Origin of the sequence: Caulifigura coniformis, assembly GCF_007745175.1 — a bacterium.
GTDB lineage: Bacteria > Planctomycetota > Planctomycetia > Planctomycetales > Planctomycetaceae > Caulifigura > Caulifigura coniformis.
Genome location: NZ_CP036271.1, coordinates 408,672 through 421,542, shown reverse-complemented (window position 1 = coordinate 421,542; position 12,871 = coordinate 408,672). Strand labels below are relative to the sequence as shown.

Annotated in this window: 9 protein-coding genes; 4 read left to right on the top strand and 5 right to left on the bottom strand. The window is 63.5% G+C overall.

Features of this window, described 5'->3' with window-relative positions; genetic code table 11:
- Positions 1-12: 12 nt before the first annotated feature.
- Positions 13-966, bottom strand: coding sequence for an FkbM family methyltransferase (locus Pan44_RS01675; RefSeq protein WP_145026625.1), 954 nt, complete (start codon positions 964-966; stop codon positions 13-15).
- 311 nt (positions 967-1,277) lie between these two features.
- Positions 1,278-2,750, bottom strand: coding sequence for a glycogen synthase GlgA (gene glgA, locus Pan44_RS01670; RefSeq protein WP_145026623.1), 1,473 nt, complete (start codon positions 2,748-2,750; stop codon positions 1,278-1,280).
- 473 nt (positions 2,751-3,223) lie between these two features.
- Here glgA and Pan44_RS01665 point away from each other — a divergent pair, with 473 nt between their 5' ends.
- The 4 genes from Pan44_RS01665 (at position 3,224) to Pan44_RS01650 (ending at position 9,296) form a co-directional block, all read left to right on the top strand.
- Entirely contained in the window at positions 3,224-4,906 is a 1,683-nt protein-coding gene (locus Pan44_RS01665; protein WP_197453756.1) for an ATP-binding protein, read from the top strand.
- A 42-nt stretch (positions 4,907-4,948) separates the two neighbouring features.
- Positions 4,949-5,776, top strand: a complete 828-nt coding sequence (locus Pan44_RS01660) for a serine/threonine-protein kinase (protein WP_145026619.1) — start codon at positions 4,949-4,951, stop codon at positions 5,774-5,776.
- Between the two features lie 960 nt (positions 5,777-6,736).
- The gene (locus Pan44_RS01655) at positions 6,737-7,828 is read left to right on the top strand and encodes a hypothetical protein (RefSeq protein ID WP_197453755.1); all 1,092 of its coding nucleotides are present in this window, start codon (positions 6,737-6,739) and stop codon (positions 7,826-7,828) included.
- Between the two features lie 58 nt (positions 7,829-7,886).
- Positions 7,887-9,296: a sulfatase family protein gene (locus Pan44_RS01650; protein ID WP_145026617.1), complete on the top strand. Its 1,410-nt coding sequence runs from the start codon at positions 7,887-7,889 to the stop codon at positions 9,294-9,296.
- 12 nt (positions 9,297-9,308) lie between these two features.
- Here Pan44_RS01650 and Pan44_RS01645 read toward each other — a convergent pair whose 3' ends face one another.
- The 3 genes from Pan44_RS01645 to Pan44_RS01635 form a co-directional block, all read right to left on the bottom strand.
- Positions 9,309-10,622 carry a hypothetical protein gene (locus tag Pan44_RS01645; protein ID WP_145026615.1) on the bottom strand — a complete coding sequence of 438 codons (1,314 nt, stop codon included), beginning with the start codon at positions 10,620-10,622 and terminating at the stop codon, positions 9,309-9,311.
- Positions 10,619-11,956: a PQQ-binding-like beta-propeller repeat protein gene (locus tag Pan44_RS01640; protein WP_145026613.1), complete on the bottom strand. Its 1,338-nt coding sequence runs from the start codon at positions 11,954-11,956 to the stop codon at positions 10,619-10,621. The genes Pan44_RS01645 and Pan44_RS01640 overlap by 4 nt, the downstream gene beginning before the upstream one ends.
- Positions 11,957-12,102: 146 nt before the next feature.
- On the bottom strand, positions 12,103-12,846 hold the full coding sequence (locus tag Pan44_RS01635) for an SGNH/GDSL hydrolase family protein (RefSeq protein ID WP_145026611.1): 744 nt from the start codon (positions 12,844-12,846) through the stop codon (positions 12,103-12,105).
- Between the last annotated feature and the right edge of the window lie 25 nt (positions 12,847-12,871).

The following is a 12,871-nucleotide window of genomic DNA, read 5'->3' as shown; positions in this document are numbered from 1 at the left end:
AGAGCGATGTTCTTAAGCGGCCCGCCGGATCTGCCGTGCCCGGTTGTCCGTGGTCCATTCGTTCAGGAATCCGACCAGCGCTTCATCGGCCTCTCCTGACGCTAGAAGCAGGTCGGTGTGAAACTCGGGCTTCCGGAAGAGAGCTCGCAGTTCGTTCCAGGTGCGGGCGCGTATCGCCCGGCAGTCGCGTACGAAGGCGTAGACCTCAAAACGCTCCTGCAGGAATGCGAAATAGCCCTCCAGCGATTCTCCCGCCTTCTTCAGCAGAGCGGTATCGAATTCAATCAGCCCAAGCGACCACCTCGGAGCGCTCAGGGTCGTCTGCATTCCCTCCAGCACCCGAAACTCGTAGCCCTCCACATCGATCTTGAAGACCAGCGTCCCGCCCGGTCGATTCGCAGCACTGTTCGCCAGCGTCGAATCGACCGACAGAACAGGAACCTGGACCGGCTGATAGCGATCTCTTTCTTCGGGCTTCAATCCGGCTATGGCCGACGATCCACCGCTCCAGCGCTGGTCGATATAGAACGTTGCGGCCGGTCCGGGCCTGTCGGAGACCAGTCCGAAATGCAGCCGCATCTGGTTTCGCGCGGGATGCGCGGCCAGGGATCGGGTCACATACTCCCGCAGCCGTGGGTTGGCTTCATAGGCATGCAGTTCCGTGCGGATGTCATAGTCGGCCGCGAAGAGGCACTCGCCAAAGTTCAGGCCGATGTCGAGCGCGAGACTGGGGGTCAGACGGCTGCAGCCTTGCCGCCAGAAGGTCTGGTTCCGCGCGAGACGACCGAACAGCGGCGCCATGACGAGGATCTTCCAGGCTCGGCTGTCGGCCGGGTCAATGTGAATGGGATGGGGTGAGCCGGGCAGCGTCACCACGCTGGGATGATCGACGCCGTATCGGCGCCGGACGACGAAACGCTGGGTCCGACCACGAATCGCATTGCGCAAACTGCGAAGAATCGGCATGAACTACCCGCATTTCGGAGCAGACGAACCTTCCGCCGATGGAGACGCCTCCACCAGCCACGTGGAAACTTCCGACAGCCAACCACTTCAACGACGCAAGCACACCCGTCCGGTCGCTCTATTTGAGAAGCGTTTCCAGCGTCAATTGCGTTTGACCAATTCGGCTGTCCGGAAGTAGCCAATCGGCAGATCTGGCAATAGTTCTCGCCGGGCCGCAGGCTTCCGGCCCCCGCGCGTGAGAGCGTGGCGGGGAGCGTCGAAATGAGGGACGCACGGTCCGGCAAGGCCGTCTCGGCGTGGGCCTCCAGGGTCTACTTCAGCCAGCCGATCGCCCGTTCGTAGATGGCCGCGTACTCGGCCGCGCTCCGTTTCCAGGAGCGGTCTTCGCGCATTCCGTTCTGGATCAGCTGCCTCCACTGGGCCTTGTCGTGCTGGAAGCAGCCGACGCATTGCCAGACGGAGGTGAGGAAGCTGTTGGGGTCATAGCTGTCGAAGACGAATCCGTTGGCCGTGCCGTTGGCGACAGTCTCGGGCCGCGCGTCGACGACGGTATCGGCCAGACCTCCGGTGCGATGGACGATGGGGACCGTTCCATACAGGAGGCTGTACTGCTGGTTCAGTCCGCAGGGCTCGAACCGGCTCGGCATCAGGTAGGCGTCGGCCCCGGCTTCGATGCGATGGGCCAGCCCTTCGCTGAACACCAGCGACGCGGAAATGCGGCCCGGATTCTCCTGGGCCAGCCGAGTCACGAGATCTTCGTAGCGTCGTTCGCCCGTCCCGAGAAACGCGAACTGCACGTTCGCCTTCAGGATGTCCTCGATGCGGGCCGCGATGAGGTCGAACCCCTTCTGGTCCGCCATCCGCGAGACCATTCCAAACAGCAGGGCGTCGGGATCGGCGTTCAGTCCCAATTCTTTCTGAAGGGCCGCCTTGCAGGCTGCCTTCCCCGCTTCCACCGTCGAGGCCGTATAGCAGGTGTCGAGGAACGGATCGATCTTCGGATTCCACTCCGTCGTATCGACTCCGTTCAACACTCCGACGAGACGGTCGAACTTCACTCCCAGCGTGTTCTCGAGCCCGTATCCAAACTCGGCCCGAGTGATCTCGTTCGCGTAGGTCGGACTGACGGTCGTCACGACATCGGAAAACACGATGCCTGTCTTCAGGAGGTTGAGATCGCCATACGACTCCATCTCGTGATAGTTGAAATGACGCCAGTCGATTCCAGTCAGCGCCATCAGATCCCGATGGAACCGTCCCTGGAACGCCATGTTGTGGATCGTGAAAATATTGGCCGTCTGTTCGCAGCCGGGGAGTCGTCGGTATTCCTGCGCGACGAGCGCCGTCACGAGGCCGGTCTGCCAGTCGTTGGCATGAATGACATCGGGGGCGAGATTGAGGCGATGAATCGCCTCCATCACCGCGCGGCTGAAAAAGAGGAACCGCTCGGCATTGTCCGGGTAGTCGCGTCCCCCCTCGACATACAGGCTGCCGCGGTTGAAGAACTCCTGCTGGTCGATCAGGACGACGTCGACGTTCGAGTCCGGAAACTCACTGCGGAGCAGGTGTCCGGTGACGCGATTGGCGCCGAGAGGGACCTGCACGGTCGCCTTGGTCGGCAGGCGCGGGAGTTCGGGCGGAAACAGGCGGGGATAGTGCGGCGTGATCAGCGTGACATGATGACCGGCCGCCGCGAGCGCCTTGGTGAGCCCGGCTGCGACGTCGGCGAGCCCCCCGGTTTTCGAGAAGGGAACGGCTTCAGAGCTGGCAAAAACGATTCGCATTGGTGGTGATCGCTCCCGGAGGTGGGGCCGAGTCATCGTACCTCGTTTTGCGCGCGCTGCGTGCAGCGACTGCCCCCGTGTATCCCGGTTTCACCGGATGGCGAGGCGATCGGGAAACCGTGGCAAAGTCTGACGGCCGGTTTCTGGCCCGAGCGACGGTGCGTCCGCCGCGCAAGGAGATCCGCAACACCATCACAACCGGCCCGACCCTCCGAAGATTCCAGACCCGGACATCACAAGTGCCGCGGGTAATGCCCTCCGGAGAACCGCATCACAACCGATCCTGCGGAACATTCCCCCGCCGCCGCACTTCGAGGCGCGTCAAACACGGGAACTCCGCATCCGCGACGTGACGCCGATCCACGCAGCCGGTACGTTGAACGGCTGCTGATCGTGCCAACAGTCGAAGCCTCGTTTCACAGCCTCCACGTTGTTTCATGAGCGGTCGGAGTTCCCCAGGTTCCCCTTCGGAGATGTCGCTGCTCGTCGTGCAGGGGCCCGACCAGGGATCGCGATTTGAACTGGCGGATGCGGTCGTCGGCATCGGCCGGGGGACCCGGAACGTCATCTGCCTGACGGATTCGGAAGTTTCCCGCGATCATGCCCACCTCATTCGTGACGGCGAGGCCTGGACGATCCGCGACCTGGGGAGTTCGAACGGCACGTTCGTCAACGGGCAGGGAGCGGAAACCCGGAAGCTGAAACCGGGCGATCATATTCAGCTGGGCCGGACGATCCTCGTGCTCTCGGCCAACGGCGAACCTCCGCCGCGCCCCCAGAACGTCGAGTTCGTCGACAACGGGGACCAGCCTGACGCCACCCGCATTGTCGGCTCGATGGGGCACGAGCCTGACGCCATGCTTGGACGGGCGCTGGCCGACTGGACCGTCTCCCGCCGCGCTGCGGCCAACCTGCGCATCCTCTACCAGATCGGCGAGGAGATCGCCCGGCCGTGTCCGCGGCTCGAGGAACTGCTTCAGAAGCTGCTCGAGATCACTCTCCCGGCGGTCGGCGCCGATCGCGCATGCATGCTGGTCGCGGACGCGAAAACCGATCGCATCGAACCGCGCGTCGTCGTCCGTCGTCCCGGCCTGCCCGCCTCAGAACGATTCCCTGTTTCGCGCAGCATTGTCCAGTACGTGATTCAGAATGGCGTCGCGGTCCGCACGTCGGACGCCCGTCACGACGACCGGTTCAACTCGGCAGAGAGCATCCTGCAGAGCGGAATCCGCGAGGCGCTGTGCGCGCCGATGTTCGGCCGCTTCGAACTGCTCGGCGTGCTGTACGTCGACATCACGACGTCGGGGCCCGAGTGGTCGGCCCGGAGCGGGGCGGCACGTTTCGACGACGATCACCTCGCGCTGCTGGCAGCTGTCGCCCGCCAGGCGGCTTCGGCCGTGGAAAGTTTTCGCTACCGCCAGGCGCTGATCGAATCGGAACGACTCGCGGCGATCGGCCACACCACGGCCGTTCTCAGCCATCACATCAAGAACATCCTGCAGGGGATCCGCGGCGGAAGCTACCTGATCGACCTGGGGCTGAAGGACACGAATACGACGATGATCCAGAAGGGCTGGCAGATCGTCGAACGCAACCAGGACCGGATCTACCGCCTCGTGATGGACATGCTGACCTACAGCAAGGAACGGGACCCTGTTCTTGCGCCGGACCAGCTGAATACGCAGGTCGCCGATGTCTGCGATCTGATGCAGAAGCAGGCGGAGGAAACGGGAGTGGCGCTGATTCGCAATTTCTCTCCAGACGTTCCCGTGAGTGATTTCGACAGCGAGGCGATCCACCGCGCGGCGCTGAACCTGGTGGTCAATGCACTGGAAGCGGTCGACGGCGTCGAATCGCCGAGAGTCTGCGTCACCACGCAGTTTGACCGCGAGGCCGAGCAGCTGATCCTGGAAGTCGCCGACAACGGGCCTGGCGTTGCCCCCGAAGATCGGGACCGGATTTTCAGGGCGTTCGAATCGAACAAAGGGTCGCACGGCACGGGACTGGGCCTCGCCGTGAGCCGCAAGATCATGCTCGAGCATGGCGGAGATCTGACGGTGCGTCCCGGCCCGAATGGCGGAAGCGTTTTCCGCATGGCGTGGCCGAAGATGAACGGCCATTCCCGTCCCGAGCAGGCCGCGCCAACGATCCATTAGCGGGCTTGGGTTGAACGTCGGACTTGCAACGAAACGCCGCGCATGTCGCATCCGCCTGCCATCGGCCCCTATCGCGTCCTCCGCCAGCTCGGCGAAGGAGGCATGGGCGTCGTCTACCTCGCTGAGGACCCGGCCGGGAAACAGCTGGCGCTCAAGGTTCCGACGCCGATGCTCCTGCTGGAGCCGACGTACGTGCGGCGACTGTATCGCGAAGCCCTCGCGGCCGCCCAGATCGACCATCCCGGCATCGCCCGCATTTTCGACGTCCAACAGGACCGGGACCGGTATTACCTGGTGATGGCTTACATCACCGGCCGGACGCTGGCCGAGACGCTCGACGGCGGCCGCCGCTATTCCATCCCGGACAGCCTGGCGCTCGTCAGCGCGCTGGCGCGCATCGTCCAGGTCGCGCATGACGCCGGAATCATTCATCGCGACCTGAAGCCCGGAAACATCATGCTGGCGCCCGACGGTGAGCCGATCGTCATGGACTTCGGCATGGCGCGGAGCATCAACGCGACCGACTCATTGCTGACTCCGACGGGGGCCGTGGCCGGAACGCCGGGATACATGGCGCCCGAACAGATCACGGCGGATCCCGCGGACATCGGGCCCGCCTGCGACATCTACGCCCTCGGAGTGCTGCTCTACGAACTGCTGACCAACTCCGTCCCCTTCAGCGGCAACCTTGCGACGCTCCTCGGCAGCATCGTCGCCGATCCGCCGACTCCGCTCCGGAGGCACTTGCCTGATCTTCCTCCGGCCCTTGAGTCCGCCTGCCTGAAGGCGATGGAGAAAGAGCCGGCGAAGCGTTATCGCAGCGCGCTGGAGTTCGCGCAGACGCTTGATTCGCTGAACGCTCCGGCCTGAAAAGGCCGCAGTGTGCGACCCTGGAACGGCCTGCCTCCCGAAATCGGAGACTTTTCACGCCGGGACGCTTCCGGCCCGGGTCGCCCGGCACGAATAATAGGAGTCCTCCAACGCGGCGGTTCTTTCCTCCACCAGCATCCAGGCCCCTCCAGAACAATGCGCGGTCCCGGCCTCCATCTCTCGCCCGAAATCCGACGCCAGTGGCGCTGCGCGGCATGCGGCCGCGAGCGCATGGTCGGGCAGACTGAAACGACGGTCCTCTGCCGCTGTCAGGACCCGCCGAAGTTCATGACGCTGGTCGAAGGGAAGCGGGTTGTGCGCCCGGAGCCACGCCCGGTCCCCCGGTTCTACGAGGAAGACGAGCTTCCACCGGACGAGTTCGAACCGGCCTCGGCCTCTGGCGACGCGACCACTCCGTCCGCGCCGGCGCCAAGACCTCCCCGCCCACCACGTCCCCCACGTCAGGGACCGCCGCAGGCGCAAGGAGAAAAACCGGGCCACGCTCCGCGTCCCGGCGGGCAACAGCCTCCGCGCGAGAAAGGCCGTCCGCAGGAACGCCCGCGTGGGAAAGGAGGTCCGGGCCCGAAGCCACCGCGCCATGGGTCGCCTCCCGGGAAGCAGGGTCCGCCGAAACCGGCTCACCCCTCCGCCGAGACGACGAACGAGCAGGTGCCTGGCGTCGAATCACCGGCCGCAAACGCCTCTGTCCCCGCCACAGGGGATCAGCCGAAGAAGAAACGCCGTCGGAACCGCGACCGTGACCGCGATCGCAACCGCGGCGAAGCGACTCAAGCTGCGCCAACTCAATCGCCTCCGGACCAGTCCACACCACCGGCCGCGTCGCAGGAGCCGCCTCCTTCCCCAAAGTCAGACGATTTCGGTGCCGGCTTGTAGGCCTCGGGCGGCGTCCCCGCGCGAGTGAACGTCGATCTCTTTTTCCGTTCTCCATGGAGCCTCACCATGAAGTTCTGGCTGGTTGCTCTGGCTATCCTTGTTCCGGCCGGGGCCGACGCCCAGATGGACCGGAAGACGTCGGTGACGATCGTCGGCGACGCGTTCCATCTCAACGGCCGACCGACCTACGAAGGTCGGGCCTGGAAGGGAAAGAAGGTCGAAGGGCTGCTTCTGAACAGCCGGATGGTCCAGGCGACCTTCAACGACCGAAACCCCGAGACCCAGAAGAACTGGGCCTATCCAGATACCGGCCGCTGGGACCCGGACCGCAATCTCCGCGAGTTCCTGGCCGCCATGCCCGAGTGGCGCCAGCAGGGGTTGCTGGGCATCACTCTCAACCTGCAGGGTGGGAGTCCGCAGGGGTATTCCAAACTGCAGCCGTGGCACAATTCCGCCATCGATGAAAACGGCGATCTCCGCCCCGATGACATGGCCCGCGTGAGAGCCGTCATCGACAAGGCGGATGACCTCGGCATGGTGGTCATCCTGGGCATCTTCTATTTCGGGCAGGATGAACGGTTGAAAGATGAACAGGCCGTCATCCGCGCCGTCGACAGGACGGTGGACTGGCTGCTGGACGCAGGAGTGACCAACGTCCTCGTGGAAGTGAACAACGAGTGCAACGTGAAGAAATACGACCATGCGATCCTCAAGCCGGACCGGGTGCACGAACTGATCGACCGGGTGATGAAACGTGAGCGCAACGGCCGGCGGCTGCTGGTCGGAACCAGCTACGGCGGCGGAACGGTCCCCGGGGAGAATGTCGTCCGCAGCTCCGACTTTCTCCTTCTGCATGGCAACGGCGTCTCGAATCCCGCCCGCATTTCAGAGATGGTCCGGGAGACCCGAGCGGTCCCCGGATATCGACCGATGCCGATCCTGTTCAATGAAGACGATCACTTCGACTTCGAGCGGCCGACAAACAACTTCGTCGCCGCCCTGAGCGAATATGCCGGATGGGGCTACTTCGATTTCCGGATGGACGGCGAAGGCTTCGACGAAGGCTACCAGAGCGTTCCCGTCAACTGGGGCATCAGCAGCCCCCGCAAGAAAGGGTTCTTCAAACTACTGAACGAGGTCACCGGCTCCACCCCCTGACGGCTGTCCAACTCCGCGCCCCGGCTTCCACTCCATTCCCCCCTGCCCCGACAACTCCATGCGCTCACTGCTCGCCTGCCTCGTCGTGTTCGCCGTCACATTTTCCTCGGCCGCCGTCGCTCAGGAGCGTCTGCCCAACCTGATCATCATCAACTGCGACGACCTCGGCTACGGCGATGTCGGCTGCTACGGCTCGACAAAACAGAAGACGCCCAACATCGACCGCCTCGCGGCCGAAGGAATGAAGCTCACGAGCTTCTACTCCACCAGCGGCGTCTGCACGCCCAGCCGTACGAGTCTGATGACCGGCTGTTATCCGCGGCGCGTCTCGATGCACACCAACGGCGTGGGCTACTGGGTGCTGTTCCCCGGTAACGCCCGCGGCCTGCACCCGGACGAGACGACCATCGCTGAAGTCGCGAAGTCGAAAGGCTACGCGACGATGTGTATCGGAAAGTGGCACCTGGGCGACCAGCCTGCGTTCCTCCCGACGAAGCAGGGCTTCGATCACTACTTCGGCATCCCGTTCTCCAACGACATGGGACAACTTCGCGCCGACGGCAAGATGGACAACACCAGGCTGCCGACGCCGCTGATGCGCGACGAAACCGTGATCGAGCAGGAACCCGACCAGACCCATCTCACGCGGCGCTACACAAACGAAGCGGTCTCCTTCATGGAAAAGAATGTCGATCGGCCGTTCTTCCTCTACCTGCCCCATGCGTTCCCGCACTGGCCCCACTACGCCAGCGAGAAGTTCAAAGGAAAGAGCGCGAACGGCGTGTATGGCGACTGCATCGAAGAGGTCGACTGGAGCACGGGGATCATCACGCGCGCCCTCGTCGACATGGGGCTGGATCGGCACACGATCGTGCTGTTCACCTCCGACAACGGCGGGGTTTTCCGGCATGGCGCCAGCAACGCACCCCTGAAGGCCGGCAAGGCGACCAGCTTTGAAGGGGGACATCGCGTTCCCGGAATTCTCTGGGCGCCAGGACGGATCAAGGCCGGACAGGTTGGCGACAAGATCGTCACCATGATGGACATCCTGCCGACTTTCGCGGCGACGATCGGCGCGCCGCTGCCGGAACGGAAGATCGACGGCTACGACCAGCGCCCGCTGCTCAACGATCCGTCCGCCCGATCGCCCTACGATGAATCCGGCTATCTCTACTACTTCGAAGGCTACGTCCAGGCAGTTCGCAGCGGAGCGTGGAAGCTTCGTGTCGCGAAAGACGGGCCGAAGCAGACCAGCGTCGAACTCGACAGGCCCGAGCTTTACAACCTCGACCAGGATCCGGGCGAATCGACAAACGTCGCGGACCAGAACCCCGAGATCATCGCCCGGCTGCTGCCGATGATCGAGAAAGCCCGCCATGAAATCGGCCACGGCGACAAGGATGGAACCGAGCAACGCAAGCCGGGGCTGGTCGACAATCCAACGCCGCTCACCCGGCGAGCGTCGTGAATGTGACGTGACTCAGTCCGGAGGAGCAGTCTGCACGGCCGGCTTTCGCATTCGCACTGCCAGTCGCTTCCCTCCCCAGACCAGCGCGATCGGCCCGAGTGCCCACCCGAACAGCCAGCTCCAATTGCGCCCCGGCGACGACGAGAAATAGGAACTCCCCTTGCCGTTCTTGTCGTGACACAGGAACCCGGGGCCGAAAGGTTGGACCGAGGAGGGCACCGTATCAACGGGGAGCCGGCCGAGAGTCGTGTGCTGTTCGAGATCGTACACGACCGGGGCGACGACCGATCCCGTCAGGTCTCCGAGCTTCCACCATTGACGCTTCCGGAAGAACTGCGAGACAGACTTCGGCAGCCAGTTGTGCTGCCTGAGCTCACATGCAAAGCGACCGTCTGCCGAAATCTTCAGGTCCGCATTCGCCGCTTCCTTGGGGAAGGGGGCGATGTCAGCCCCATCACGTGAATTCCAGCGTGCGATTCCAACCGCGTCTTTGGGAGTCCGCCAGGGGATCTGTAGTTCGCTGCCATCCTCGTTGAACCGCATCAACGAGTAATAGCCTTGCGGAAGCATCCAGAGTGTTTCGCCGGAGGCGACATCGATGACGGCCCACTTGAGGCCGCCCATGCGAACCGCGATCAGACTCCCATCAGAGGTCCCGATGATCGGATTGGCATAAGCGCCGGTGAGCTTCGGATGTGGCTCGCCAGTCTCAGCCAGCAGAATCTCGCAGTGCGACAAGCCCAGAGAGAGCGTCGTTCCGGTTCGCTGGGGGGAGTTCGCTCCTGACTTCATCACAGCGACAACGTTCGGCCCGATCCGAACGGAAGCGGCGCTGACGTTCTCCCTGCTCCATTTCAGTTCGCCGGTCGCGGCGTCATACGCGAGCAGTGCCTTTTCCGCTCGAACAAGAAACAGCCGGCCAGCGGCTCCAAAGGTGAACGTCGCACTTTCCGGGATGCCCGTGATCGAGCTGAAGTCCGAGCCATCGGTCGTGCTGACGATTCGGATTTCCTCGTCACGACGAACTGCCATTTTCTCGCGCGACTCGACATCGATCGCGAGAATGGTCCAGTCGGAGTCGAGAAACGAGCGGCGCACCTTTCCAGTTCGAACGTCAAGAACCTGGCAGGGGCCAATCGAGCGTGAGCGCGGCGACCTTTCGCTCTTCGGTAAAAACGTCGTTGCCAGCGCCTCGTCAGCGTTGATCGGAAGCGGGCTGAACACGTGTTGTGGCAGCACGTACTCCGCTTCAAACGGGACAGCGACCCACCACGCCGTCGTCACCGCGGCGATCCATAGCCCGGCAAGCAGGAAAAGCCACCTCACGATCCGCCGTTCTCAAAGCAGTAGAGCACGTCCTTGCCCCGCAGGAACAACTGCTTTCCCACGGGAGCGGCAGAGGCGTCGACCAGGTCTTCGACCGTGTTCGTCGAGAGCACTTCGAGGTCGTCTCCCAGCTTGTAGACGACGGTCGTCCCTTCCCGGCTGGTGAAGTAGACGCGACCGGCGGCGGAGACCGGCGAGGCATACAGGCTCTTCAGCCCCTGCATCCGCTCGGGACCTCGGACGACCTTGCCCGTTTCGGAATCAAGCACGGTGAGGATCGCGTTGTTGAGCTTGTTGAAAAACAGCCGGCCATCGACAAGCAGCGGCGACGGCACGTAGGGCGTATCCTGGTCGTACTTCCAGACGATTTTCGACGTGCCGGTGATGTCGCCGGTCGCATCGAGCGGCAGCCGCATCGCGACCGAGCCGCGGTAGCCGCTCATGCAGATCACGTCGTTGCCGACGGGAACGGGAGACGGAGTGACGTTCGACACCTGCCCGCCACATTCCCAGATCACGTCGCCCGTCTTCAGATCGTAGCTGCGGACCCGGTTGCTCGAATTCGTGACGACCTGCGTTTTCCCGGCGGCTTCGACGATCAGCGGGGTCGCCCAGGCGCTCGTTTCGTCGCGCGGCTTTTGCCAGCGCGTTTCGCCGGTGGCGGCATCGAGCGCGAGAATCGTGGAGGCCGTTTCGTTGTCGCGAACGAGAATGACCGTGTCGCCGTGAACGACGGGCGAGCTGCCTTCACCGAAGCTGAGCCGCGTTTCGACGTTCGGGAGCTTGTGTTCCCACAACTTCTTCCCATCCAGGTCGTAGCAGTACATCCCGCGTGAGCCGAAGGAGACGTACAGCCGCTTCCCGTCCGTCGTCGCCGACGCCGACGCATGCGAGTTGTCGCCATGATGCCCTTCGTGCGGCAATTCCTCGACGGCGGTCTGCTGCCAGAGAAACTTCCCCGTGTTCCGATCGAGGCAGTCCACGACGAAGCGGTACTTCGTGTGCGGGAACTTGATATCGAAACGCCGCTCGGGCTGGTCCTCCGGCTTCGTCGCGCCCGGAACGACTTCGCCCGTGTCGATCGCGCTCGTCAGGAAGACCCGGTCGTCCCAGACAATCGGCGACGATTTGCCGAAGCCTGGAATCCGGGCGACCCATTTGACGTTCTTCGTCGCGCTCCATTCGGTCGGTGGATCGGCCTCGGGCGCGACGCCGGTGGCGAGCGGCCCGCGCCACTGATGCCAGTTCTTCGATTTTTTCTCGGAGAACTCGTCGGCCGAAGCAGACGGGGCGAAAATCACCAGACCACACAGCAGCGAAGTCACAAATCGCATGCGATCACACTCTCGGGGCCAACGCTCGAATTTGTCCACGCCGTCCATCAGCGAGGAGCAGCTCCCGCCGGCTTCCCGGCGCTCTTCGACTGCTGCTGGCCTGAACAGGAGTCGAAGAGGCGAAGGAGGTCACGGCCGGTGGTCACTTATTTCTTCGCGGCCGGTTTCGGCAGTGCGGCCACGATCATTTTGGCCGTTTCTTCTGCGAGCACTTTCGAGCCGGCCTCGGTGAAATGAACGTCCTTCGGCTTCTGGATCTCCTTCAGCCGCGGCAGGCAGAAGGTGTACATGTCGTCGATCGGGATCTGGTTCTCGTCCATGACCTTCTTCGCGATCTCGTTGTAGCGGACCTCGTCACCCGTCACGCGGCCGTTCGAGCCTTCCGGAACCGGCGTGGTGTTCCGCCAGATCAGCTTCGCGCCAGTCTTCTTCAGCCGGGCCACGATCGTGCGGAGGTTCTTTTCGTACTCCTCTTCCAGCACCTGGCGATGCCCCTCGTCCGCTCCAACGGGCTTCTTGTTTTCCGGGTCGCTGAAATGACGGATATCGTGCAGGCCGTGGTTGAACTGGATGACATCCCACTTGTCCGACCCGCCGGCCTTGAGCCAGCTTTCGAGGTTGGCCACACCGCGGTTCGAAGGTCCGCAGTTCGTCGCCGGACGATGCAGGTTGGCTTTTCCTTTCAGCGCCTCGCGCAACGGCAGCGTATATCCGATCGAGATCGAATCGCCGATCAGGAGCACGCGCGGCAGCGCAGGGTCGTCCGTGATCTGTGCATACGCCGGATTCGGAGCAGCCGCAGCGCGGGGACGCGCGGGCTGGTTTTGTGCAAAGCTGGTCGAGGAAGCGGCAGCCAGAACCAGAAGCGAAAGAAACTCGCGGCGCAGCATGTTGACACTCCAAAGAATTGCGTGA

Bases quoted from the DNA above. Each gene is read 5' to 3' on its own strand.
- glgA (WP_145026623.1), bottom strand. From the start codon at position 2,750: ATGCGAATCGTTTTTGCCAGCTCTGAAGCCGTTCCCTTCTCGAAAACC.
- Pan44_RS01655 (WP_197453755.1), top strand. From the start codon at position 6,737: ATGAAGTTCTGGCTGGTTGCTCTGGCTATCCTTGTTCCGGCCGGGGCC.
- Pan44_RS01665 (WP_197453756.1), top strand. From the start codon at position 3,224: ATGTCGCTGCTCGTCGTGCAGGGGCCCGACCAGGGATCGCGATTTGAA.
- Pan44_RS01675 (WP_145026625.1), bottom strand. From the start codon at position 966: ATGCCGATTCTTCGCAGTTTGCGCAATGCGATTCGTGGTCGGACCCAG.
- Pan44_RS01635 (WP_145026611.1), bottom strand. From the start codon at position 12,846: ATGCTGCGCCGCGAGTTTCTTTCGCTTCTGGTTCTGGCTGCCGCTTCC.
- Pan44_RS01660 (WP_145026619.1), top strand. From the start codon at position 4,949: ATGTCGCATCCGCCTGCCATCGGCCCCTATCGCGTCCTCCGCCAGCTC.
- Pan44_RS01640 (WP_145026613.1), bottom strand. From the start codon at position 11,956: ATGCGATTTGTGACTTCGCTGCTGTGTGGTCTGGTGATTTTCGCCCCG.
- Pan44_RS01650 (WP_145026617.1), top strand. From the start codon at position 7,887: ATGCGCTCACTGCTCGCCTGCCTCGTCGTGTTCGCCGTCACATTTTCC.